20 protein-coding genes are annotated in these 24,364 nt (G+C 72.5%); 6 read left to right on the top strand and 14 right to left on the bottom strand.

The window, feature by feature from the left end:
- Nucleotides 1-17: 17 nt before the first annotated feature.
- Nucleotides 18-3,692, bottom strand: a complete 3,675-nt coding sequence (locus MHO01S_RS13710) for a proline dehydrogenase family protein (RefSeq protein ID WP_061782464.1) — start codon at nt 3,690-3,692, stop codon at nt 18-20.
- 130 nt (nt 3,693-3,822) lie between these two features.
- On the opposite strand from MHO01S_RS13710, the gene MHO01S_RS13705 reads away from it, so the two are divergent.
- Nucleotides 3,823-4,704 carry a LysR family transcriptional regulator gene (locus tag MHO01S_RS13705; RefSeq protein WP_061782463.1) on the top strand — a complete coding sequence of 294 codons (882 nt, stop codon included), beginning with the start codon at nt 3,823-3,825 and terminating at the stop codon, nt 4,702-4,704.
- 14 nt (nt 4,705-4,718) lie between these two features.
- Here MHO01S_RS13705 and MHO01S_RS13700 read toward each other — a convergent pair whose 3' ends face one another.
- Complete coding sequence (locus MHO01S_RS13700) at nt 4,719-5,279, bottom strand: acyl-CoA thioesterase (RefSeq protein WP_060959337.1); 561 nt, start codon at nt 5,277-5,279, stop codon at nt 4,719-4,721.
- Between the two features lie 143 nt (nt 5,280-5,422).
- Between MHO01S_RS13700 and MHO01S_RS13695 the strand changes: the two genes are divergently transcribed.
- Nucleotides 5,423-5,941 carry a GNAT family N-acetyltransferase gene (locus MHO01S_RS13695; RefSeq protein WP_060959336.1) on the top strand — a complete coding sequence of 173 codons (519 nt, stop codon included), beginning with the start codon at nt 5,423-5,425 and terminating at the stop codon, nt 5,939-5,941.
- 20 nt (nt 5,942-5,961) lie between these two features.
- Here MHO01S_RS13695 and MHO01S_RS13690 read toward each other — a convergent pair whose 3' ends face one another.
- The 3 genes from MHO01S_RS13690 to MHO01S_RS13680 are packed head-to-tail and all read right to left on the bottom strand — an operon-like array spanning nt 5,962 to nt 9,196.
- Nucleotides 5,962-7,413 (bottom strand): cytochrome b/b6 domain-containing protein, encoded by a 1,452-nt coding sequence (locus MHO01S_RS13690; RefSeq protein ID WP_060959335.1) that lies wholly within the window; start codon nt 7,411-7,413, stop codon nt 5,962-5,964.
- Nucleotides 7,413-8,399 (bottom strand): electron transfer flavoprotein subunit alpha/FixB family protein, encoded by a 987-nt coding sequence (locus MHO01S_RS13685; protein ID WP_061782462.1) that lies wholly within the window; start codon nt 8,397-8,399, stop codon nt 7,413-7,415. Before MHO01S_RS13685 ends, MHO01S_RS13690 begins: the two co-directional genes overlap by 1 nt.
- A 20-nt stretch (nt 8,400-8,419) precedes the next feature.
- Entirely contained in the window at nt 8,420-9,196 is a 777-nt protein-coding gene (locus tag MHO01S_RS13680) for an electron transfer flavoprotein subunit beta/FixA family protein (protein ID WP_060958354.1), read from the bottom strand.
- Nucleotides 9,197-9,308: 112 nt separating this feature from the next.
- On the opposite strand from MHO01S_RS13680, the gene MHO01S_RS13675 reads away from it, so the two are divergent.
- Complete coding sequence (locus MHO01S_RS13675) at nt 9,309-9,827, top strand: MarR family winged helix-turn-helix transcriptional regulator (protein ID WP_061782461.1); 519 nt, start codon at nt 9,309-9,311, stop codon at nt 9,825-9,827.
- On the opposite strand, the gene MHO01S_RS13670 is transcribed toward MHO01S_RS13675, so the two are convergent.
- The 8 genes from MHO01S_RS13670 to MHO01S_RS13635 all read right to left on the bottom strand — a co-directional run bounded on the left by MHO01S_RS13670 (nt 9,814) and on the right by MHO01S_RS13635 (nt 19,118).
- Nucleotides 9,814-10,590, bottom strand: coding sequence for an enoyl-CoA hydratase-related protein (locus MHO01S_RS13670; RefSeq protein WP_060958356.1), 777 nt, complete (start codon nt 10,588-10,590; stop codon nt 9,814-9,816). The two genes, MHO01S_RS13675 and MHO01S_RS13670, sit on opposite strands and share 14 nt — an antisense overlap.
- Nucleotides 10,591-10,594: 4 nt before the next feature.
- Complete coding sequence (locus MHO01S_RS13665) at nt 10,595-11,749, bottom strand: acyl-CoA dehydrogenase family protein (RefSeq protein WP_060958352.1); 1,155 nt, start codon at nt 11,747-11,749, stop codon at nt 10,595-10,597.
- 102 nt (nt 11,750-11,851) lie between these two features.
- On the bottom strand, nt 11,852-13,021 hold the full coding sequence (locus MHO01S_RS13660) for a thiolase family protein (protein WP_060958351.1): 1,170 nt from the start codon (nt 13,019-13,021) through the stop codon (nt 11,852-11,854).
- Between the two features lie 6 nt (nt 13,022-13,027).
- Nucleotides 13,028-14,218 (bottom strand): bifunctional 2-methylcitrate synthase/citrate synthase, encoded by a 1,191-nt coding sequence (locus MHO01S_RS13655; protein WP_060958350.1) that lies wholly within the window; start codon nt 14,216-14,218, stop codon nt 13,028-13,030.
- Between the two features lies 1 nt (nt 14,219).
- Nucleotides 14,220-15,122, bottom strand: a complete 903-nt coding sequence (prpB, locus tag MHO01S_RS13650) for a methylisocitrate lyase (RefSeq protein WP_060958349.1) — start codon at nt 15,120-15,122, stop codon at nt 14,220-14,222.
- A 67-nt stretch (nt 15,123-15,189) separates the two neighbouring features.
- Complete coding sequence (locus MHO01S_RS13645; RefSeq protein ID WP_061782460.1) at nt 15,190-16,716, bottom strand: MmgE/PrpD family protein; 1,527 nt, start codon at nt 16,714-16,716, stop codon at nt 15,190-15,192.
- Nucleotides 16,713-17,342 carry a GntR family transcriptional regulator gene (locus MHO01S_RS13640; RefSeq protein WP_082808087.1) on the bottom strand — a complete coding sequence of 210 codons (630 nt, stop codon included), beginning with the start codon at nt 17,340-17,342 and terminating at the stop codon, nt 16,713-16,715. Before MHO01S_RS13640 ends, MHO01S_RS13645 begins: the two co-directional genes overlap by 4 nt.
- A gap of 105 nt (nt 17,343-17,447) precedes the next feature.
- Nucleotides 17,448-19,118, bottom strand: a complete 1,671-nt coding sequence (locus MHO01S_RS13635; protein ID WP_061782458.1) for a PucR family transcriptional regulator — start codon at nt 19,116-19,118, stop codon at nt 17,448-17,450.
- 167 nt (nt 19,119-19,285) lie between these two features.
- Between MHO01S_RS13635 and MHO01S_RS13630 the strand changes: the two genes are divergently transcribed.
- The 3 genes from MHO01S_RS13630 to MHO01S_RS13620 are packed head-to-tail and all read left to right on the top strand — an operon-like array spanning nt 19,286 to nt 23,599.
- Nucleotides 19,286-20,773: a CoA-acylating methylmalonate-semialdehyde dehydrogenase gene (locus tag MHO01S_RS13630; protein WP_061782457.1), complete on the top strand. Its 1,488-nt coding sequence runs from the start codon at nt 19,286-19,288 to the stop codon at nt 20,771-20,773.
- Nucleotides 20,774-20,798: 25 nt separating this feature from the next.
- Nucleotides 20,799-22,166 (top strand): aspartate aminotransferase family protein, encoded by a 1,368-nt coding sequence (locus tag MHO01S_RS13625; RefSeq protein WP_060960221.1) that lies wholly within the window; start codon nt 20,799-20,801, stop codon nt 22,164-22,166.
- Nucleotides 22,163-23,599, top strand: a complete 1,437-nt coding sequence (locus tag MHO01S_RS13620; protein ID WP_060960222.1) for an aminobutyraldehyde dehydrogenase — start codon at nt 22,163-22,165, stop codon at nt 23,597-23,599. Before MHO01S_RS13625 ends, MHO01S_RS13620 begins: the two co-directional genes overlap by 4 nt.
- Nucleotides 23,600-23,631: 32 nt before the next feature.
- On the opposite strand, the gene MHO01S_RS13615 is transcribed toward MHO01S_RS13620, so the two are convergent.
- The coding region (locus MHO01S_RS13615) for an HNH endonuclease signature motif containing protein (protein WP_157553793.1) at nt 23,632-24,364 on the bottom strand (733 nt) is incomplete at its 5' end.

The raw sequence follows: 24,364 nt of genomic DNA, 5'->3' as shown, positions 1-24,364 counted from the left end.
GGACGTCCCGTCGGCACCTAGATCACGTCCTCGCTCCACCGGTCGGGGTTGCCGAAACGGTGCGCCGTGATCGAGATCGCCTGTTCGTGCAGGAACGGGAGCAGCTCGACCCGCCCCGCGGTCGTCACCTCGCCGTCGTACACGGCGAGGTCGGGGTCGCCGTCGGTCGCCGCGACGAGGACGCCGTGCGCGGCCGCGACCGAGCCCACCGGTCCGACGAACCGCACGCGCGGCCATCCGTCCTCCTCGCGCGTCGCCGCGAGGCGGGCGATCCACTCGTCGTCGGTCTCGACGTAGACCGCGACGTCGACGTCTCCGAGCGCGCGGCGCACCCCCGCGGGAAGCCCGACCGGAGCGCTGATCGTGATCTCGCCACCGGCGCGCACCCCTGCGACGACGACCCGGAGGAGCGCGTGCCACGCGGCATCCTTGGTGGCGCGGATCGCGACCGGCACGGGTCGGTAGCGGAAGAGGTTGCGCTCGATCACCAGGTGCGAGACGTCCTTGACGCGCCCGAACTCACGATCCCAGGCGACGGCGTCGGAGAGGGCGCCGCGGCGGAGCCACTCGAACGCCTCGTAGTCCAGTGACGGCTGGGCGGCCTCGATGAGCGCGGTGATGCGCGCGTCCAGACCCCGCAGGTGCAGCGTCGACGACGGGGGCCCGCCGGCCGAGGGACGCCAGGAGCCGAGCCCGATCAGGTAGTTCGGCCCGCCCGCCTTCGTGCCCGCTCCCACCGACGAGCGCTTCCACCCGCCGAAGGGCTGGCGCTGCACGATCGCCCCCGTGATGCCGCGGTTGACGTAGAGGTTCCCCGCCTCGACCTCGTCGAGCCACAGCTCGAGATCGGCGGGATCCTGCGTGTAGAGGCCCGCGGTCAGCCCGTAGGCGACGGCGTTCTGCAGCTCGATCGCCTCCGCGAGGGATGCCGCGTGCATGATCCCGAGGACCGGGCCGAAGAACTCCTCGAGATGCGTCCGCGACCCCGGGCGCACGCCCACGCGGATGCCGGGCCGCCACAGCCGTCCCGCGTGGACGGGGTCGGCCGCATCCACCGGCTCCGGTGCGACGAGCCAGCTCTCCCCCTCCTCCAGGGTGGTCAGCGCCCACTCGAGCTTGCCGCGCGGCACCTCGATCACCGGCCCCACCTCGCTGAGCGGGTCGGACGGGGGTCCCACCCGCAGCGAGCGCACGGCGTCGACCAGCTGGCGGGCGAAGCGCTCGGACCGGGCGACCGGACCGACCAGGATTGCGAGGGATGCCGCGGAGCACTTCTGTCCGGCGTGACCGAACGCGCTCTTCACGAGGTCGGCGGCGGCGAGGTCGAGGTCCGCCGACGGCATGACGATCATCGCGTTCTTCCCGCTCGTCTCGGCCAGCAGCGGCAGGTCGGGCCGCCACGACCGGAACAGCCGCGCCGTCTCCCACGATCCCGTGAGGATGACGCGGTCGACGTCGGGATGCGCGATCAGACGCTCACCGAGCTCCCCCTCGTCGAGGTCGACGAGCGCGAGGACGTCGCGGTCGATGCCGGCGCCCTCCAGGGCCTCCCACAGCGCCTCGGCGACGACCGCGGCGCACCGCCGGGCCTGCGGAGCGGGCTTGAAGACGACGCCCGACCCCGCCGCGAGCGCCGCGATCACCCCGCCCGAGGGGATCGCGACGGGGAAGTTCCACGGCGGCGCGACCACCGTCAGCGCCGCCGGGACGAAGACGGCTCCCGCGACCCGGTCGAGCTCGCGCGCCGTCGCGGCGTAGTAGTTCGCGAAGTCGACGGCTTCGCTGACCTCGACATCCGCCTCCGCGAACACCTTCCCGGTCTCGGCGGCGGCGACCTCGATGAGCCGGCCGCGACGCGCCTCGAGGCCGCGTGCGGCGGCCTGCAGCACCGCGGCGCGATCGTCGGCCGGCACCGCGGCCCACCGCGCGCCGGCGCGACGGACCCGGGCGACGACCTCGTCGAGCGCGGCCGGGTCGTCGATGCGGGCCGCGGCGATCGCAGCCTCCCCCGCGGTCGAGCCCTCCACCCGCGACAGGATGTCCGCCGCCCACGCGCGGTTCGCGGGCAGCGCGGGGTCGGTGTCGGGGGCGTTCGCGAAGCCGGGAGCCCCCTCCGCGGCGGCGCTCTCGCGGAGGTCGAACACCGCGGTGTCGACGAAGGCACCGCCGTCGTCCCGGCCGCTCGCGATGCCGAGGACGACCTGCGTGAGGTCGGCGTCGGCGTCGGCATCGGCCGGCGCCGGCCGGGTGACGGCGAGGGGCGCCTCGGATGCGACGGCTTGCGCTCCGCGGTCCTGCGTGCGGAGCGGGCCGGCCGGCAGGGCCGCATCGACGGCGCGATCGAGCGACGCGAGGAAACGGTCGCGCTCGCGGGCGAACATCGCGGGATCGTCGGCGAGGTCGAAGGCCGCGGAGAGGAAGTTGTCGCTCGACGCGTTCTCCTCCAGGCGGCGGACCAGGTAGCTGATGGCGACGTCGAACTCGTCGGGGCGGACGACGGGCACGTAGAGGAGCACGTGGCCCACCTCGGCCGAGACCGCCGCGACCTGCCCCTGCGCCATGCCGAGCAGCATCTCGAACTCGACGTCGGCGCGCACCCCGCGCTCACCGGCGAGCAGCCACGCGAAGGCGATGTCGAAGAGGTTGTGTCCCGCGACGCCCAGCCGGACGGCGCGCGTGTTCTCCGCTCGCAGCGCCTCGTCGAGGCAGCGGATGTACCCGGCGTCGGCGTCGAGCTTGCTGGCGTGCGTCGCGAGCGGCCAGCCGTGCATCGCGGCATCCACCCGCTCCATCGCGAGGTTGGCGCCCTTGACGAGGCGCACCTTGATGCGCGCGCCGCCGGCATCCACGCGCTCCTGCGCCCACGCGGTCAGCCGCCGCAGCGCGGGCAGCGCGTCGGGGAGGTAGGCCTGCAGCACGATGCCCGCCTCGAGCCGCTGCAGCCGCGGGTCGGCGAGCAGACGGGTGAACACCGCGATCGTCAGGTCGAGGTCGCGGTACTCCTCCATGTCGAGGTTGATGAAGGTCTGCGTCGCGTCCGGACCCGGTGCGGCTGCGGCCGTCAGATAGAGCGGCAGCAGCCGCTCGACCACCTTCTCGACGACCTCGTCGAACGCCCACATCGAGATGTGGCTGGCGATGGCCGACACCTTCACTGAGACATAGTCGACGTCGTCGCGGCGGATGAGGTCGTGGATGCCGTCGAGCCGCGTGCGCGCCTCGTCCTCGCCCAGCACGGCCTCGCCCAGCAGGTTGAGGTTGAGACGGGCGCCCGAGGCGCGGATCGCGGCGAGGGCGGGGCCCAGCTTGTCGGGCCGGGCGTCGACGATGAGGTGGCCGACCATCTCGCGCAGGGCACGGCGGGCCAGGGGCACGGTCGGCGCGGGCAGCAGCGGTGCGAGCGCGCCGCCGGTGCGGACGGCGGCGCGGAGGTACCAGGGCAGGAAGCCGGGCACGAGCGGGGCGACGCGCTGCAGGTTCGCGGCCGCGGCGCCCAGCGACTCGGGCCGCATCACGCCGTCGACGAAGCCGATCGTGAACGGCAGGCCGTGCGGGTCCTTCAGCAGCCCGGCGAGACGCGCGGCGGCCGGGTCGACGTCCGCCGCGGCGGACTCGTCCACCCAGCGGCGCGCGAGCGCGACGGCGCGCTCGGCGAGCTCGGATGCCGAAGGGGGCGCAGTGTCGTCGTCCATCACGCTTCCAGAGTGCACTGTGTCCATGCGTCCAGCGTGCGGCACGCATATGATTCGGCAAAAGCGATGATCCTCGACGGATATCGTTCGATGAGACCGATGTTTTTCCCGGCGGGTGCGAGGAGCGGACATGTTCGAGCTGCGGCGCCTGCGCCTGCTCCACGAGCTGGCGCAACGGGGGACCATCGCCGCCGTCGCACAGGCCCTCTCGTACAGCCCGTCCACCATCTCGCAGCAGCTCGCGCAGCTGGAACGCGACGCGGGCGTGGCTCTTCTCACCCCCGACGGTCGCCGCGTCCGTCTCACCGCGCACGGCGAGACGCTGGCCGCCTTCGCGGCGCGCGCCCTCGCCGCGGACGAGGAGATCCGCGGCGAGCTCGAGGAGCTGCAGGCCGGCGTCGCCCCGGTGCGGGTCGCGGTGCTGCAGACGGCGGCGCGCACGATCGTCCCCTCCGCCCTGACCCTGCTCGCGGCGCGGGCTCCCGGGCTGCGCGTCGAGCTCGCCGAGCTGCCGCCCGAGGAGGGCCTCTTCGAGCTCGGCGCCCGGGGGTTCGACCTGGCGATCGCCGAGCAGTACCCCGGGCTGACCCGGCCGCATCGTTCCGAGCTCGACCGCGACGTACTCGGCTCCGACCCGATCCGGCTCGCGACCTCGGGCGAGCCGCGCCCGCTCGCCGCGCTGGGCGACCGCCCGTGGGTGATGGAGCCCCGCGGGACCGCGGCGCGGGAGTGGGCCCTGCAGCAGTGCCGCGCTGCGGGTTTCGAGCCCGACGTGCGCTTCGAGCTCGCCGATCTCGGCGGGCACGTCGAGCTCATCGCGGCCGGTCACGCCGTCGGGCTGCTGCCCGACCTGCTGTGGGGCGGCGGCGTGCCCCGGGTGCGGTTGACTCCTCTGCCGGGCGATCCCGTCCGCGAGATCTTCACGGCGGCGCGCCGCGCCAGCCGCAACCGGCCCGGCATCCGGGCCGTGCGCGACGCGCTCAGCGACGCGTTCGCCGCACGCTCACGCTGAGGCCGGCGCGAGGATCAGTCCCACTCGCTGGGGGCGGGGGCCTTGGTCGAGGGCAGTGCGCTGTCGCGCGCCCAGTCGGCGACCCACTGCGGCAGCGGCGGGAGGTCGTCCGGGCGCTGCAGCGCCTCGAACAGCTCGTCGGTGTTGACCACGCCGCCGCTGCGGCGCAGGAACCGCGCGCGCACGATCATCTCGGCGTAGACCTCGCCGTCGACGACGGCCCGGTGCATCTGATAGACCGCCTTGTCGTCGTGACCGTAGAGCCGCGACTCCACCGTGAACCGCTGCCACAGCTGCAGCGACTTGCGGAAGGTCACCGTCTCGCTCGCGACCACCGCGTACCACCCCTGGGCGTTCATGGCGTCCCAGATGCCGGTGCGGATGAGCAGATCGAAGCGCCCGAGGTCGAAGAGGGAGGCGTAGCGGCCGTTGTTCATGTGACCGAGCAGATCGATGTCGGTCGGCAGGGTGCGCAGCCGCAGTCGTCCCACGCTGCGCGGCGGCATCGGCCCCCGACGGTGCAGCAGCACCTTCGCACGCCAGATCGTCAGCAGGGTCCGCCACCACACGTTCACGAAGCGCGATGCTAGCGGGTTCGACAGGGGTCAGCGGAAATCCGTTGTGGGCATCCCACAGTCCGCTCGACGCGTCCCGGGACGCGCTGTGGGCCGGGCTGCGCCGATTTCGCGAATTCCGAGGGCCGCCGTAGAGTCTGGCCATGGCAGCCACCACCGACTTTTCAGCGCAGACCGACACCGTCGTCCGTCCCGTTCGCGACGTCGATGCCGAGGCCCTCGGACGCGTCCACGCCAGCTGCTGGCACGAGACCTACGACCATCTGATCAGCAAGGCCGCACTCGAGAACGTCTCGCCGAAGCGCCTCGCCGAGCTGTGGACCCACTGGGCGCAGCAGGGCCCCGAGTTCAAGATGTTCGCCGCCCTCGTCGACGGCGACATCGTCGGCTTCGTGGGATCGGGCCCCGCGCGCGACCGCGACGCCCCGCGCACCCGCGAGCTGTACTTCATCTACCTGCTCGACCAGTTCCACGGCACCGGCATCGGCCAGCAGCTGTTCGATGCCGCCGTCGAGCCCGGCGAGGAGCTGTACCTCTGGGTCGCCGAGGACAACCCTCGCGCGCACCGCTTCTACGTGCGCAACGGCTTCGCCCTCGACGGCGCGAGCCACACCGAGCCCTTCCTCGGCGAGACGCTCACCGAGGTCCGTTTCGTCCGCTGACGGCGTCCGCCGGGGGACGGTCAGCGTCCGCTGACCGTCCCGAACAGACGCGCGATGGGCGCCAGCACGAGCGGCCGCGCCGCCACCCAGGCTCCGGCGATCACGACGAGCGAGACGACGAACAGCCAGAATCCGGTCCAGTTGTCGGCGTAGGCGGTCGGATCCACGGAGCCCTGCGCGGCGTACATGTGGTTGAGGTTGCGCAGCGCCCCCGTCGCCAGCACCAGCACGACGTGGATCACGATGAACACCACGAAGAACAGCATCACCGGGAAGTGCACCTTCCGCGCCCACTCGATGGGGTAGGCGGCGCTGAGCGTGAGGTTCTTCTTCGGCCACATCCCGCTCATGCGGTAGCCCGTGATCGCCGCGAGCGGGGCCGCGATGAAGACGGTCGAGAAGTACGCGAGCTGCTGCAGCGAGTTGTAGTTGACCCAGCCGTTCTCGGTGGGCCAATCCAGCGACACGTACTGCAGCGCGGCGCTGAGCGCGTTGGGGAACACCTCCCAGCTCGTCGGCACGATCCGCATCCACTGCCCGGTGACGAACAGCAGGACGATGAAGACGGCGCCGTTGACCAGCCACAGGATGTCGAGCGCCTGATGGAACCAGATCGTCAGGCTGGTCTTGCCCTTGGGGTTGTTCTTGGGCGCCCAGAACACGGTGGGACGCTTCTCGCGACGGATGGTGAGGCCCGAGCGGATGATCAGCACCATCAGGAACACGTTGAAGAAGTGCTGCCAGCCCAGCCAGGCGGGGATGCCGACGGGGGCGCCGTCGGGAAGGTGGTACTCCCCCGGGTAGGTCGCGAGGAAGTCCCGCATGCCGTCCAGGCTCAGCAGGAACCTCACCGCGAGCACGGCCATGCCCGCCGCGAACAGCAGTGCGAGGCCCCCGACGACGACGGCTCCGGCCCACTGCGTGCGGGTGAACGGTCCGACCCGTCGCGGCTCGGTCTTCGGGATGGGGCGGTGGGACACCGCGCGCCCCGCCCACGCGCTCCGCGGTACCGTCAGCGGCGCGCGGGGGCCTTCGGGCACCGCCGAGACCGCGGGTGCAGCGGTCGGCGCGACGACCTCTGCCGGTGCTTCCGCCATCGGCACCGTCGTGTCTGCCGGCGGCCAGGCCTCTCCCCCGGCCACGCGCGGCAGCCCGCGCCGCACCCCGACGCCCTGCTCGCGCACGGGCTCGGCGACCTCCGCGACGGCGGCGACCTCCGCGACGGCGGCGACCTCCACGACGGCAGGAATCTCCGCTACCTCGGGCCAGGGCTCTCCCCCGGGCGTGCGCGGGAGTCCGCGCCGCACCGCCGAGGACGCGGCCGGAGAGGGCGCGACGGCCGCAGCGGGGGCCGCCTCCGTCACCGTCTCCACCACCGCCGCCTCAGCGCTCCCGGTGTCGAGGGGCGGCCACGGCTCGCCTCCGGCGACGCGGGGAAGCCCCCGGCGCACCGACGATCCTCCCGTCGCCATCAGGCCTTCCTGGCTTCGAGGGCCGCGATGAGCTGCGGGACGACCGTGAACACGTCCCCCACGATGCCGAAGTCGGCGATGTCGAAGATGGGGGCGTCGCCGTCTTTATTGATCGCGACGATCGTCTTGGCGGTCTGCATGCCCGCCTTGTGCTGGATCGCGCCGGAGATGCCGAGCGCGACGTACAGCTGCGGCGAGACGGAGACGCCGGTCTGGCCGACCTGGTGCGAGTAAGGGACGTAGCCGGCATCCACGGCCGCCCGCGAGGCACCCACCGCGGCGCCGAGGGTGTCGGCGAGCTGCTCGACCAGCGCGAACTTCTCGGCCGAGCCGAGTCCGCGCCCGCCCGAGACGACCTTCGCGGCGCCGCGCAGCTCGGGCCGCGACGACGCGGCGACCTCCGCCTCGAAGCCGGTGATCCGCGCGGCGGGCGCGCCCGAGGCGGCGACCTCCAGCGGCACGGCCTGCGCCGCCGTCGACGCGGCGCGCGCGTCGACGGCTCCCTGCCGGACCGTCACCACGAGGGTCCCGAACGTCGGCGCGCTCGTGACGTTGTACGACCCGCCGTAAACGGAGTGCTGCGCCAGCACGCCCTCCTCGTCGCGGGCGACGCCCACCGCGTCCACCGCGAGCGCCGAGCGGGTGCGCGCCGCGAAGCGGCCGGCGACGTCGCGGCCCTCGATCGAGTTCGACACCAGCACCGCGTCCGGCTGCACGAGCGCGGATGCCGCGGCGAGCGCGTCGACGAGCGGGACGGTGAGGGCGCTGTCCGCACCGCCGAGCGGGGCGGTCAGCACGAGGGGCGCGCCGAGCGCGCCGGCGGCCTCGACGAGCGCCGCGTGGCGCGACTCGTCGGCGACGACCAGCGCGACGGGCGCACCGATACCGGCGGCGGCCCCGAGGAGCCCCGCGGCCGAGCTCGCGAGCTCACCGGCCGGGGTGACGTCCAGCAGGACGAGGATCGAATCCGCGGCGAAGTCCACCATGTCGTTTCCCACCTTGTTCCTCAGGCCAGTCTGTTCTCGACGAGGAACGCGGCGAGCTTGTCGGCGGCATCCCCCTCATCGACGATCTTCACACCCGCGCCGCGCGGCGGCTTCTGTCCGACGGCGGTCATGATCGACTGCGGCGCGGAGGCCGGGTCGACATCGACGTCGAGGTCGGCGAGCGAGACCGTCTCGAACGGCTTCTTCTTCGCCGCCATGATGCCCTTGAAGTTCGGGAATCGGGCGTCGGGCAGCGCCTCAGTGATCGAGATCACGGCGGGCAGCGGCGCCGTCACGCGTGCCGTGCCGAAGTCGGTCGCCCGCGTTCCGGCGACCTCGCTCTCGCCGATCTCGACCGACGAGAGGGCGGTGGCCTGGGGCACCTGCAGATGCTCGGCGATCATGGCGGGAAGCACCCCGCCCGTGCCGTCGGTGGAGAGGTTGCCGGTGATGACGAGGTCGAACCCCGCCCGTCGGACGGCGGCGGCCAGCACGGCGGCGGTGACGCCCAGGTCGGCGCCGGAGAGCGCGGGGTCGACGACCTGCACCGCGGACGCCGCCCCCATGGCGAGACCCTTGCGCACGGTCGCGGCGGCATCCTCGGAGGCCATCGAGACGACCGTGACCTCGGTGCCGGGGTGCGCGTCGGCGTAGCTCAGCGCCACTTCGAGCGCCCGCTCTCCGATCTCGTCGAGCACGCGGTCCGAGGCGCCGCGGTCGGCGAGACCGGTCTCGAGATCGAGCCTCCGGTCGCCATAGGTGTCGGGGACTTCTTTGACCAGCACCACGATCTTCATCGGTTCTCCTTCACGACGCACTCATTCTAGAAGGTGCGACTCAGTATCGCATCCGTTGACACTGAGGCTCACGCGCTAGCGTGAGAGCACACACCCGCTCCGAGGAGGACCCGTGAACCGTGACCCGTCGCCGCGCCGCGACCCCATCGCCGAGGCGCGCCGGCAGTGGGTGGAGCACGGCTGGGCGGATGCCGCGGCCGGCATGACCGCCGTCACGAGCATCATGCGCGCCCACCAGCTGCTCCTGGCCCGTGTCGATGAGGCGCTGAAGCCGTTCGCCCTCACCTTCGCGCGGTACGAGCTGCTGACCCTGCTGAGCTTCACCCGCGCGGGGCGGATGCCGCTGTCCTCGGCGGCGAGCCGCCTGCAGGTGCATCCCACGAGCGTGACGAACACCGTCGATCGGCTCGAAGCAGCCGGACTGGTCACGCGCGAGCCCCACCCGGGCGATCGGCGTGCGACGCTCGTCGCACTGACCCCGGCGGGACGCGAGCTGGCGGCGCGTGCCACGGCGGCGCTCAACGCCCGCGTGTTCGCGGCGCCGGGCCTCGACGACGGCGACGTGGAGGCGCTCATCGCGATCGTGGCGCGGCTGCGCGCCGGCGCCGGCGACGTGGTCAGCGATTCGTGAACCTCGGTGCGCGCTTCTCGCGGAAGGCGGCCATGCCCTCCTTCTGGTCGTCGAGGCCGAACAGCGACGTGAACACCTGCTTCTCGAACCGCAGCCCCTCCGCACCGGTCGTCTCCAGCGACGCCCGCAGCGACTCCTTGGCGGCGTAGAGCACCGGCAGCGACTTCGCCGCGATCTGATCGGCCATGGCCTCCGCCTCGGCGAGCAGGTCGGCGGCGGGGACGACGCGCGAGACGAGGCCGGAGCGCTCGGCCTCCGCGGCATCCATCATGCGGCCCGTGAGGACGAGCTCGGCCGCCTTGTAGTAGCCGATCGCGCGCGGCAGGCGCTGGGTGCCGCCGAGACCGGGGATGACGCCGAGCGTGATCTCGGGCTGGCCGAAACGCGCGGTGTCGGCGGCGAGGATGATGTCGCACGCCATCGCCAGCTCGCACCCCCCGCCGAGTGCGTACCCCGCGACGGCGGCGATGACCGGCGTGCGCACGCGCGAGAAGGCCTCGAGACCGGTGAAGGGGCTGCGCAGCGACATCTCGACCGGCGACTTGTCCTCCATCTCCTTGATGTCGGCACCGGCGGCGAACGCGCGCTCCGACCCGGTCACGACGATGCAGCCGATCTGCTCGTCGGCGTCGAACGCGACGGCCGCGTCGGCCAGCTCGCCCAGCAGCGTGGAGTTGAGCGCGTTGAGCGCCTCGGGGCGGTTCAGGGTGATCCACCCGACGCGGCCGCGGGTGGAGACGAGGAGGGTGGAGTAGTCGCTCATGTGCTCATGCTCCCAGAACATCGCGGCCGATGATCACGCGCATGATCTCGTTCGTGCCCTCCAGGATCTGATGCACCCGCAGATCGCGCACCACCTTCTCGATGCCGTACTCCTGCAGGTAGCCGTAGCCGCCGTGCAGCTGCAGCGCACGGTTGGCGACCTCGAAGCCGGCATCGGTCGCGAAGCGCTTGGCCATCGCGCACTGCACCGCGACGTCGTCGGCGTGGGTGTCGATCGCGCGGGCGGCGTCGCGGACGAGCGCGCGGGCCGCCTGCAGCTGGGTCGCCATATCGGCGAGCGCGAACACCACGCTCTGGCGTTCGGCCAGCGCCTCGCCGAACGTGAAGCGCTCGTGCACGTAGCGCACGGCACGATCGAGCGCCCACTGGGCACCGCCGACGGAGCAGGCCGCGATGTTGACGCGGCCGCCGTTGAGACCGCTCATCGCGATGCGGAACCCGCCGCCCTCGCTTCCCAGCAGAGCGGATGCCGGCACCCGCACCTCGTCGAGGATCACCTGGCGGGTGGGCTGCGCGTTCCACCCCATCTTGCGCTCGTTGGGGCCGAAGCTCAGCCCCACGGCGTCCGCCGGAACCAGGAAGGCGCTGATCCCGCGCGCCCCGGGCTCGCCGGTACGGGCCATCACGACGTAGACCGCGGCGTCGCCGGCGCCGGAGATGAACTGCTTCACGCCGGTGAGCACGTACGCGTCGCCGTCGGCGATCGCACTGGTGGTGATGGCCGCGGCATCCGAGCCGGCACCGGGCTCGGTGAGGCAGTAGGCGCCGAGGTCGCGCAGGGTCGTCAGCCGCGGCAGCCACTCGTGGCGCTGCGCCTCGGTGCCGTGGGTGTCGATCATCCACGCGACCATGTTGTGGATGCTGATGTAGGCCGCGATCGTCGGGTCGCCCATCGCCAGGTGCTCGAAGATCAGCGCGGCGTCCTCGCGCGCGAGCCCGGTGCCGCCGACGTCCTCGCGCACGTACAGTCCGCCGAGCCCCAGCTCACCGGCGTCGGCGAGCACGTCGCGGGGGAAGTGCTTGTCGCGGTCCCACTCCAGAGCGTGCGGCTCGAGCCGGGTGCGCGCGAACTCGCGCACCGCGTCGAGGATCGCTCCGCGCTCATCGGCGGAGAGCGAGGGGGTGAAAGTCATGCTCATCGCGTCACGCCCTTGTGAAACAGATCGACAGCCAGAATCGTGCCGGGTAGGGCACAGCGATCATTTTACATGGACGTCCTAGTAAATGGGACGCCGCCCCCCCTACAGCCGTTCGATGATCGTCGCGTTGGCCATGCCGCCGCCCTCGCACATCGTCTGCAGGCCGTAGCGACCGCCCGTGGCCTCGAGGTGCGCGAGCAGCGTTCCGAGCAGGCGCGTGCCGCTGGATCCGAGCGCGTGACCGAGCGCGATCGCCCCTCCCCACGGGTTGAGCTTTGCGGCATCCGCCCCGAGCTCTGCCGCCCAGGCGAGGGGCACCGACGCGAACGCCTCGTTCACCTCGTAGGCGTCGAGGTCGTCGATCGTCAGCCCGCTCCGCTCGAGGATGCGCCGCGTCGCGGGGATCGGCCCCGTCAGCATCAGGAGGGGATCGTCGCCGACGACCGCGAAGGCATGGAAGCGGGCCCGGGGTGTGAGCCCGAGCTCGAGCGCCTTCTCCTCGCTCATGATCAGCGCCGCGGAGGCGCCGTCGGTCAACGGCGAGGAGTTGCCGGGGGTGATCCGCCAGTCGATCTGGGGGAAGCGCTGCGCCGCGGCATCCGTCCGGAAGGCGGGCGCCAGCCCGGCCAGGGCGGCGACGGTCGTTCCCGGTCGCACCGTCTCATCGGCCGTGACCCCGGCGACCGCGAGCATCTGCGAGGCGAACCGGCCCCGCGCCTGCGCCTCGGCCGCCCGCTCGTGGGACTCCGCCGCGAACGCGTCGAGCTCTTCGCGCGAGAACCCCCAGCGCGCGGCGATGAGCTCCGCGGAGACGCCCTGGTTCACGAGCCCGTCGGGGTAGCGCGCGTGCAGCCCCGGCGAGAAGGGCGAGCCCGCGACGGAGGCCGCGACACCCAGCGGCACCCGGCTCATCGACTCGACGCCTCCCGCGATGACCACGTCGTACTGGCCGGAGATGACGCCCTGGGCGGCGAAGTGCGCGGCCTGCTGGCTCGATCCGCACTGCCGGTCGATCGTCGTCGCCGGCACCCGCTCGTCGAAGCCGGCGGCGAGCACCGCCTGCCGGGCGACGTTCATCGTCTGCTCGCCGACCTGACTGACGCAGCCGAGCAGCACGTCGTCGACCTGCGTCGAGGCGAGCCCGTTGCGCGCCAGCGTCGCGCGCAGCACCTCGGCCGCGAGGTCGACGGGATGGATGCCGCTGAGCGCCCCGCCCGGCTTACCGCGCCCGGACGGGGTGCGCACGACGTCGACGATGACGGCGGTGCGCATGTCCGCTCAGCCCTCGGCTTCGGCGGCCCGCAGCGCGATCGACGAGGTGCCGGCCTCGTCGACGAACCCGTCGACGTGCCGCTCGTCGACACCGCTGTAGGCCGACAGGGGGCGGATGAGCGCGTTGGATGCCGCCTGCTCCCTGATGTGGGCGGTCCACCCGACGACCCGCGCCGCGACGAACAGCGGCGTGAAGGTGAGCGTGTCGAAGCCCATCAGGTTGTACGCGGGGCCCGACGGGTAGTCGAGGTTGGGGTAGATGCCCTTGCGCTCGACGAACTCGCGCTCGAGCGTCGCGTAGAGCGCTTCGACGTCGGGACGGTCGTAGTGGACGATGAGCGTGTCGAGGGCGGCCTTCATCGTCGGGACGCGCGAGTCGCCGTGCTTGTACACGCGGTGGCCGAAGCCCATGATCTTGCGCTTCTCGGCGAGGGCGCGATCGAGCCACGGCCCGACGTTGTCGGCGTCGCCGATCTCGTCGAAGATGCGCAGGACGGCCTCGTTCGCGCCGCCGTGCAGCGGCCCCTTGAGCGCTCCGATCGCCCCCACGACCGCCGAGTACAGGTCGCTGAGGGTCGAGGTGATCACCCGCGCCGTGAACGTCGACGCGTTGAAGGAGTGCTCCGCGTAGAGGATCATCGAGCGGTTGAAGGCGTCGACGACGACGGGGTCGAACTCCTCGCCGAAGGTCATCCAGAGGAAGTTGGCCGCGTAGTCGAGGTCGTCGCGTGGGGCGATGGGCTCCTGGCCGCGGCGGCGGCGCTGTCCGTAGGCGACGATCGCGGGCAGGGCCGCGAACAGGCGGATGCTGCGGGCGAGGTTGTCGGCGGGCGACCCGCTCGCGTCGAGCACCGAGCCGGTGCCGGCGAGGTCGCGGGCGCCGAGCACGCTGACGGCGGAGCGCACCTCGTCCATCGGGTGCGCGTCGAGCGGAGTCAGCTCGATCACCGCCCTGACGTCGTCGGCGAGCGCGCGGTACCGGCGCTCGGTGGCCCGCAGCTCGGCGAGCTGGTCGGCGGTCGGCAGCTCGCCGTTCCACAGCAGGTAGGCGACGGCTTCGGCCGGCTGCGTCGCGGCCAGCTCGTGCACCGGATAGCCGCGGTAGAGCAGGGAGTTCGTCTCCGGGTTGACCTTGCTGATGGCGGTCGTGTCGGCGACGACGCCCGCCAGTCCCTTGTGGATCTGCTGGTCGCTCATGTCACTCCTTCGTGATCTGGAAGTCGAAGATGCTCGAATCGAAGTGGTTGTAGCCCTCGTAGTCGATGAGGTCGTACAGCTCGGCGCGATGCTGCATCTCGCCGAGACGGGACGTGAGACGCCCCTCGTCGTTCAGGGTATCCAGCGCGCGGGAGGCCGCGCCCATCGCGATCCGCAGGAGGGAGACCGGCCAGATCACGATCTGCACGCCCGCATCCCGCAGCTGGTCGACCGTGAACAGGTCGCTCTTGCCGAACTCTGTCATGTTCGCGAGCACCGGCACGTCGACGGCGGCGCACACGGCCTCGAACTCCGAGAGGTCGCGCATCGCCTCGGGGAAGATCGCGTCGGCCCCGGCATCCACGAGCGCCTTGGCGCGGTCGACGGCGGCGTCCAGGCCCTCGATCGCACGGATGTCGGTGCGCGCCATGACGAGGAAGTTCGGGTCGCGGCGGGCGTCGACGGCGGCGCGGATGCGCTGCAGCGCGGTACCGGTGTCGACGACCTGCTTGCCGTCGAGGTGGCCGCAGCGCTTCGGGTTGACCTGGTCTTCGATGTGCGTGCCCGCGAGCCCCGCGTCCTCGAGCGTCTGGATGGTGCGCGCGACGTTCATCGGCTCGCCGAAGCCGGTGTCGGCGTCGATGATCGCCGGGAGCTCGGTCATGCGGGCGATCTGCTGGCCGCGGCCGGCGACCTCCGTGAGGGTCGTGAGCCCGATGTCGGGAAGCCCGAGGTCGGCGCTCAGGACGGCGCCGGAGATGTAGACGCCCTCGAACCCCTTCTGCTCGATCAGCCGCGCCGACAGCGGGTTGAACGCGCCGGGGAAGCGGACGAGCTCTCCCGCGCGCAGGCGTTCGCGCAGCAGGCGCCGCTTCTCGGATGCCGGGGTCTGGCTGTACAGCATCAGTCGGCTCCGTCCTGGGTACTCCGGTCGTTGAGCGAGGAGCGGAGCGACGAGTCGAAACGGAGCATCAGAACAACCCCTTCGGGCTCGGGACCGAGGCCAGCACGCCGTCGCGGGCGACGATGTTGAGCTGCCGCACCTCATCGGCGGTCAGCTCGGGCAGTCGCTCGGCGAGGGCGAGGAACCGCTCGATCTCGGCGGGCTCCAGCACCGGCTCGGCGAGCAGGCGGAACTTGCGGATGTAGTCGGCGCGGGCGAACGGGCGCGCGCCGAGCGGGTGGGCGTCGGCGACCGCGATCTCGTCGACGATCGTCGAACCGTCCGTGAGACGGATCTCGACGCGTCCACCGAAGGCCTTCTCGTCGGGGTCGTCGGAGTGGTAGCGGCGGGTCCACTCGGCATCCTCGGCGGTCGTGATCTTGTGCCACAGCGCGACGGTGTCCTCGCGTGCCGCCCGCTCGGGCAGGTACGAGTCGACGTGGTGCCAGCCGCCGTCCTGCAGGGCGACGGCGAAGATGTACGGGATCGAGTGGTCGAGGGTCTCGCGGGAGGCCGCCGGGTCGTACTTCTGCGGGTCGTTCGCGCCGGAGCCGATCACGTAATGCGTGTGGTGGCTGGTGTGCAGCACGATGCTCTCGACGTTCGCGGGGTCGGCGAGCTCGGGATGGGTGCCGTGGAGCTTTCGGGCCAGGTCGATCCAGGCCTGCGCCTGGTACTCGGCCGAGTGCTCCTTCGTGTAGGAGTCGAGGATCGCCCGCTTGGGCTCGCCGGGGGCGGGCAGCGGCACGTCGTACGCGGCGTCCGTGCCGTCCAGCATCCAGGCGATGACGCCGTCCTCGCCCTCGTAGATGGGCGACGGCGAGGTCTGCCCGCGCATCGCGCGGTCGACGGCCTCGACCGCCATCTTGCCCGCGAACGCGGGGGCGTGCGCCTTCCACGTGGAGATCGCGCCCTTGCGCGACTGACGGGTGGCCGTGGTCGTGTGCAGGGCCTGCGCGACGGCCTGCGCGACGGTGCCGGCGTCGAGGCCGAGGAGCGTGCCGATGCCGGCGGCCGCAGACGGGCCGAGGTGGGCGACGTGGTCGATCTTGTGCCGGTGCAGGCTGATGGCGCGCACCAGATCCATCTGGATCTCGTAGCCGGTCGCGATGCCGCGCACCAGCGCCGCCCCGTCGGCGCCGACGTGCTGGGCGACGGCGAGGATCGGCGGGATGTTGTCGCCCGGGTGGGAGTACTCCGCGGCGAGGAAGGTGTCGTGGTAGTCGAGCTCGCGCACGGCGACGCCGTTGGCCCACGCCGCCCACTCCGGGCTGGTGCGCACGTCGTCGGGCTCGCCGAACACGGTCGCGCCGTGTCCGCCGCGCGACACGGGGTGGTCGAGCGCCTGCGCGCGGGCGGCGGTCACGGGGCCCCGGGTGAGGGATGCCGCGGCCACCGCGGCATTGTCGATGACGCGGTTGATGATCATCTCGACGACCTCGGGCAGGGCGGCCACCGGGTCGGCGGCGACCTCGGCGATCGCGAACGCGAGCTGATCCTCGCGCGCGAGGTTCTCCTCGCTGCGGTGCACACGGACGTGGTGGGTGACGGTCATGGGGTTCCTTCCAACGAGGCGAGGATCGCGGCGAGCGCGTTGTGCAGGTGGACGTGGGTGGCGTGCGCGGCGAGCTCCGCGTCGCCGGCCCCGATGGCCGACGCGATGAGCCGGTGCTCGGCCACGGACGCCGCGAGCCGCTCGGGGTTGTCGCGTGCGAGGCGGCGCACGCGCACGAGGTGCGTGCGGACCGTCTTCAGCGCCGCGGTCAGGTAGTCATTGGCGACGGCGAGATCGAGCGCGTCGTCGAAGCGCGCGATGAGGGCGTAGTAGGCGTCGGGGTCGGCGGCGGCATCCGTGGCGGCGAACTCGGTCGCCAGCGCGGCGAACGGCGGCGTGGCCCCGGAGCGGACCGCCAGGCGCGCGGCGGTCTCTTCGAGCGCCCGGCGCACCTCGAACAGCTCGCGGATGTCGTCGGCGTCGAGGTCGCTGACGACGGTCATGCGCGGCGACGCCTGCACGACGAGCCCGTCCGCGGCGAGCCGGCCGAGCGCCTCGCGCAGCGGCGTGCGGCTCACGCCGAGGCGCACCGACTGCTCCACCTCGGCGAGCACGGCACCGGGGCGGAGGACGCCGGACTGGATCTCGTCGAGGAGAGTGCGGTAGGCCCGATCGCTCGCGCGCACGACAACTCCTCTCGTCGCCATCACTGTATACAAAAGTGGCTCTGAGGGGAAGTCATCGACCCCGAACTGCTACTAGTGCATACAGAAAGTCGCGCGCGCCGCGGTTCAGTGGGGAACGTGGAGCCGATGGGTCAACACGGCGAGGTGTAGGGCCGCGACCTGCTCGCCGTCGTCGAAGTCGATGCCGAGCAGGTCTTCGAGCAGGGCGATGCGCTGGTAGAAGACCGAGCGCGACAGGTGCGCCGCCTCCGCGGCCGCCGTGCGGTTGGACGGGTGCGCCAGCAGGGCCGCGAGCACGTCGAGCAGGTCGCCGCCGCGGCCCCGTGCCTCGGCCAGCACCGGGGCGAGCATCCGGTCCGCGTGCGCGACGAGGCGATGATCGTCACGCATCGCGGCGACGACCCGGGTCAGGGGCCGCTCGACGGTGCGGCGCCCGTCGCCCTCGCGGTCGCGGCGCGCGCTGCGGATGCCGTCGTCGGCGGCGACGAGGTCGATCGTCTCGCGCAGCGCACCGACGAGCAGGCCCATGCCCCGCTCGTCCTCGACGGAGGGGATGGCGACACCGGGGCCGAGCACGACGCGCGGCCGCGCCGGGCGCGACGGCAGGGTCGTCGCAGAGGCGCCGGCGGAGGCGGTGGCGACGCGCAACGCCTCCTCCAGTGCGGCGGCGAAGGCGTCGGCGCGATTGTCCGCGGCGGTCGCGGCGCGGGCGGGGACGGTGAGCAGCACCGGCGTGCGGACGAGGCCCGACCCGTCCTCCAGCGTCGCGCTCGAACCGCACACGGCACGCGCACCCAGCGCGGCGGCGGCGACGTCCGCCGCGGTCGCGACACCCACGGCATCCTCGCGACCGGCCGGGGCCAGCGCGACGAGCGGGAACGCGACGACGCCGGCGAGGGGCAGGCCGGCCGCGTCCAGGCGGGCCGCCGCCGCCCCGAGGCTCGTGAACCGGCCGTCGACGAGCGCGTCGACGACGCGGCGGCGCCCCAGCCGGGACCACTCCTCTCCCCCCGGATCGGCGAGCCGGCCCAGGGCGAGCGCCGTGGCCGCCTGCTCGAGGACGGCCTCCCGTCCGGCCGGGTGCGGTGTTCCGGGCAGCGCGACGAGCCATCCCCACCGGATGCCGCGGGCTTCGACGGCGACGATCGCCCGCCCCTCGTGGTCGGGGGCCGCCGCGGCCGCACGCGACCGGCGCCCCCAGCCGCGGAGGGTCTGCGTCTCGATCGCCCCGCCGACGTGGGCGACCACCACCTCGTGCGCGACGGTCTCCAGCACGACGGGGGCCGCGAGGGCGAGCCCGACCTGCTCGACGATGAACTCGGCCGGCGCTCCGCGCAGCGCCAGCCCGGTGAACAGGGTCCGTACCGCGTCGCGCGCCTCCAGCGCCGTCGTCTGGTCGGCGATGATGCGACGGTGCACGGCCTCGGTGATCGTGACGAACTTGACCTCGCGGTGGAGGGCGACCAGCGCGAGGCCCGCCGAGCGGGCGGCATCCGCGAGGACCGCCGGCACGTAGCGGTAGTGCGAGCCGAGCTCGAGCACGATGCCCGCCGCGCCGACCCGGGCCAGCTGCGTCACGAACCCGGCGAGCAGGGCGGGGTCGTCCGGCCAGCCGGAGCCCGTCGACAGCAGCAGCTCGCCGCCTTCGAGCAGCCGCGCGACGTCGGCGCTGTCGGAGACGTGGACCCATCGCACGGCGGCGCCGAGGGCGTCGCCGCCGACGACCACGACGGGCGCTCCGGCGGAGAACACCGCCAGGGCGAGCACCTCCGCCACGGTCGGCAGAACCGTCGTCGGACGTTCTGTCCGGGAAACGTCTACATCGTGACGAACAGACACCTGCGCCTCCCCCATCGCTGAGTCAGCATAAGCATGGCACGTGCCGGTCGATCTGTCCGACCCGCGTACCCGCCCGTCGTCTCCCCTCTCGTCAGGAGCCCCGCATGGATCTCATCCGTCACCACGTCGCCGGCCGATCGACCGGATCGGCCGAGCGCACCGGCCCCGTCTACGACCCGGCGACCGGCGTCGTGCAGGCGGAGGTCGCGTTCGCCTCGACCGCCGAGACGGATGCCGCGATCGCGGCGGCCGCCGCCGCGCTGCCGGCCTGGCGGGCGACGAGCCTCATCAAGCGCGCCGACGTGTTCTTCCGCCTGCGCCACCTCCTCGTCGAGCGGGCGGACGAGCTCGCCGCCATCATCACCGCCGAGCACGGCAAGGTGCTCTCCGACGCGAAGGGCGAGATCAGCCGCGGCATCGAGAACGTCGAGTTCGCGGCGGGACTCGTCCATCTGCTGAAGGGCGAGCACGCCGAGCAGGTCTCGCGCGGCGTGGACGTGCACTCGGTGAAGCAGCCGGTGGGCGTCGTGGGCGCGATCACCCCGTTCAACTTCCCGGTGATGGTTCCGCTGTGGATGACGGCATCCGCCATCGCGTGCGGCAACACCGTGGTGCTGAAGCCGAGCGAGAAGGACCCCTCGGCCGCGCTCTTCCTCGCGCGGCTCTACGAGGAGGCGGGCCTGCCGGCGGGTGTCCTCAACGTCGTGCACGGCGACAAGGTCGCCGTCGACGCGATCCTCGACTCCCCCACCGTCCGCGCCGTGAGCTTCGTCGGCTCGACGCCGATCGCACGCTCGATCTACGAGCGCGCCGCCGCGAACGGCAAGCGCGTGCAGGCCCTCGGCGGCGCCAAGAACCACATGGTCGTCATGCCCGACGCCGACCTGGATGCCGCGGCCGACGCCGCCGTGTCGGCCGCCTACGGTTCGGCCGGCGAGCGCTGCATGGCCGTCTCCGTGCTCGTCGCCGTCGGCGACGACGTGGCGGACGCGCTGGTCGAGAAGGTCGCGGAGCGCATCGCCGGGCTGACCATCGGCGCGGGCACCGACCCGGCGAGCGAGATGGGCCCGCTCATCACGCGCGAGCACCGCGACAAGGTCGCCGCGTACGTCTCCGGCGCCGCCGCCGAAGGCGCGACGGTGGTCGTCGACGGCACGACGCAGCAGTTCGAGGGCGACGGCTTCTTCATCGGCGTCTCGCTCGTCGACCGGGTCGCTCCCGGCATGAAGGTCTACGACGAGGAGATCTTCGGCCCGGTGCTCTCCGTCGCGCGCGTCGCGACCTACGACGAGGCGGTCGCCCTCATCAACGCGAGCCCCTTCGCGAACGGCACCGCGGTGTTCACGCGCGACGGCGGCACCGCCCGCCAGTTCGAGTTCGACATCGAGGTGGGGATGGTCGGCGTCAACGTGCCGATCCCCGTGCCGGTGGGCGCGTTCTCCTTCGGCGGGTGGCGCAACTCGCTGTTCGGCGACTCGCACATCTACGGCCCCGAGTCGATCCACTTCTACACGCGGAGCAAGGTCGTGACGACCCGCTGGCCCGACCCCAGCGAGAGCCAGATCAGCCTCGGCTTCCCCAGCAACCACTGACCCCGCGGCATCCGAAGGAGACACCATGAGCACCATCGCCCCCGACGCCGACCCCGCCGCCGACGCGGCCGTCCGCGGCGACGACCGCCGCCACGTCTTCCACTCCTGGAGCGCGCAGGCCCTGATCGACCCGCTGCCGGTCGCGGGCGGCGCGGGTGCGACGTTCTGGGACTACGCCGGACGCAGCTACCTCGACTTCTCGTCGCAGCTGGTGAACCTCAACCTCGGCCACCAGCACCCCGACCTCGTCGCGGCCATCCAGGAGCAGGCCGGGCGCCTGGCGACGATCCAGCCGTCGATGGCGAACGACACGCGCGGCGAGCTGGCGCGGCGGATCAGCGAGATCTCCCCCGACGGCTTCTCGAAGGTGTTCTTCACCAACGGCGGGGCGGATGCCAATGAGAACGCGGTCCGGATGGCGCGCCTGGTCACCGGCAAGCGCAAGGTGCTCGCGATGTACCGCAGCTACCACGGCAACACGTCGACGGCCATCACGCTGACGGGCGACCCGCGCCGGTGGGCGAACGAGCCGGCCGACGCGTCCGTCGTGCACTTCTTCGGTCCGTACGCCTACCGGTCGCCGTTCCACGCGGACTCCCCGGAGCAGGAGGCCGAGCGGGCGCTCGCGCATCTCGAGCAGACGATCATCCTGGAGGGCGCCTCGACGATCGGCGCGATCATCATCGAGTCCGTCGTCGGCACCAACGGTGTGCTCATCCCGCCGCCCGGGTATCTGCCGGGCGTCCGCGAGCTGTGCGACCGCTACGGCATCGTGTACATCGCCGACGAGGTCATGGTCGGCTTCGGACGGCTGGGCACCTGGTGGGGCTTCGAGAACTTCGACGTCGTGCCCGACCTCATCACCTTCGCGAAGGGCGTCAACTCGGGCTACGTGCCGCTGGGCGGCGTCGTCGTCTCCGACCGCATCGCGGCGCACTTCGACACCGTGTCGTTCCCCGGCGGGCTCACCTACTCGGGACACCCGCTGGCGTGCGCCCCGGGGATCGCGACCTTCGAGGTGTTCCGTCGCGACGGCATCCTGGAGCGCGTCCGCGACCTCGGCGAGCGTGTCGTGCGTCCGCGACTGGAGCAGATGGCCGCGCGGCATCCGTCGGTCGGCGAGGTGCGCGGACTCGGCCTGTTCTGGGCGATCGAGCTGGTGCGCGACCGGCAGACGCGCGCGCCGCTGGTTCCGTTCAACGCGGCGGGAGCGGATGCCGCCCCGATGGCCGCGTTCGCCGCGGCGTGCAAGAAGGCGGGGCTCTGGCCGTTCACGCACTTCAACCGCGTGCACGTGGCGCCGCCCTTGATCGTGTCGGAGGACGACCTCGTGCGGGGCCTCGACATCATCGACCGCGCGCTCGAGGTCACCGATGCCGAGGTGGCATCGTGACGCCGTCGACGACCGTGCTCCGCAACGTCGTCGACGGCGTGCCGGTCGCCTCGGCCGGCGCGGCCCTGCCGCTCGTGAGCCCGGTGACCGGCGAGGTGTACGCGCACGCGCCGATCTCGACGGCGGACGAGGTGGATGCCGCGTTCGCGGCGGCATCCCGCGCCTTCGAGACGTGGAAGCGGACGACGCCCGCCCAGCGCCAGCTGCTGCTGTTCCGTCTCGCGGATGCGCTCGAGGCGCACGCGGAGGAGTTCGCCGATCTGGAGTCGCAGGACACCGGCAAGCCCCGGGCGAGCCTCGTGGCCGACGAGATCGTCCAGTCGATCGACCAGCTGCGCTTCTTCGCGGGCGCCGCCCGCGACCTCGACGGGCGGGCGGCGGCCGAGTACGCGGAGGGGTTCACCTCCTATGTGCGCCGCGAGCCGATCGGTGTGGTCGCGCAGGTGACGCCGTGGAACTATCCCCTGAACATGGCGGTGTGGAAGATCGGTCCGGCCCTCGCGGCGGGCAACACCGTCGTGCTGAAGCCGAGCGAGACGACGCCGCAGACGACGGTGCGCCTCGCGGAGCTCGCCGCCGGGATCCTTCCCGCGGGTGTCTTCAACGTCGTGCTCGGCGACCGGGAGACCGGCCGGATGCTGGTCGAGCATCCGACGCCGCAGCTCGTCGCGATCACCGGCTCGGTGCGCGCCGGGATGCAGGTGGCCGCGTCGGCCGCGCAGGACCTCAAGCGCGTGCACCTCGAGCTCGGCGGCAAGGCGCCGGCGCTGGTGTTCGCCGACGCCGACCTGGATCGCGCGGCGCGCGGCATCGTGGAGGCCGCGTTCTTCAATGCGGGACAGGACTGCACCGCCGCGACCCGCGTGCTCGTGGATGCCGCGGTGCACGACGACCTGGTCGCGAGGCTCGTCGCCCACACGCGCGACCACGCGAGAGCCGGCGCGCCGGACGACCCCGACGCGTTCTTCGGCCCGGTGAACAACCCCGACCAGCTCGCGCGCGTGCAGGGGTTCGTCGACCGGCTGCCGTCGCACGCGTCGATCGCGATCGGCGGACGCCGGCAGGGCGAGACGGGCTGCTTCTTCGAGGCGACGATCGTCACGGGTGTGCGCCAGGACGACGAGGTGGTGCAGCAGGAGATCTTCGGCCCGGTGCTCACGGTGCAGCCGTTCACGTCGGAGGAGGACGCGCTCGCGCTGGCGAACGGGGTGCCGTACGCCCTCGCGGCGTCGGTCTGGACCCGCGAGCACGCCCGAGCGCTGCGGTTCTCGCGCGACCTCGACTTCGGCTGCGTGTGGATCAACGCGCACATCCCCTTCGTCTCCGATATGCCGCACGGCGGCTTCAAGCACTCCGGGTACGGCAAGGACCTCTCCGTCTACGGCTTCGAGGACTACACCCGCATCAAGCACGTCATGGCGAGCCTGGACTGACGCACACGCACACGGCCGGACCCCGCTCGGCGTCAGAAGGGTGGTGGCTCGGCCGGCGTGGGTTCGGGGACGAATCTCACCAGGCTGGGTGGGTGGTCTTCGTAGTGTCGTCCGGTGGGTGAGGTCCATTGGAGGGTGCCGTGGCCGAGGTGTCGGACCTGCCAGGCGGTGTGGTGCTTCACGGTGTGGTGGCGGCGGCACAAGTGGGCGAGGTTGTCGGGTGCTGTGGGGCCGCCGTGGCTGGCGGGGGTGGTGTGGTCGCGGTCGCACCGGTGGGCGGGGCGGGTGCAGCCGGGGGTGCGGCAGCGTTCATCCCGTGCAGCCAGGTAACGGCGGATCTCGGCGGACGGCCGGTACCGGTCCACGGCGACGGGGATGCCGGTGGTCGGGTCGGTGAACACGCGATCCCAGCCGGGTGCGAGCCCTGCCAACCGGCGGGCAAGCCCCGCGTCGATGGGCCCGTACCCGGTGAGCAGGGCCGGGCCGCTGTTCGGGTCGCCGGCGAGGGTCAGGGCAGGGACCGTCACCTGAATCTGCGCCGTCACCGCTTCCACTCCGGCACCGGTGGCTCGGGTGGAGGCAGTGGCGGTCAGGAGCAGGTCGGTGAGGACGTCTGCACGCACCTGCGCCAGCGTGCGGGTGTCTGCATGAGCGCAGGGGCGGGAGCCGGTGATGACCCTCTCGCCGTGCGGTGCGTCGTCCGTGTCCACGCCGGCATCCGATGAAGCACCCCCGTCATGGTGCGGGACGTCCTCGTCGGGCTGC

The organism is Microbacterium hominis NBRC 15708 (assembly GCF_001592125.1).
GTDB lineage: Bacteria > Actinomycetota > Actinomycetes > Actinomycetales > Microbacteriaceae > Microbacterium > Microbacterium hominis.
The sequence above is the reverse complement of the archived record's forward strand: the minus strand, read 5'-3'. Positions and strand labels throughout refer to the sequence as shown.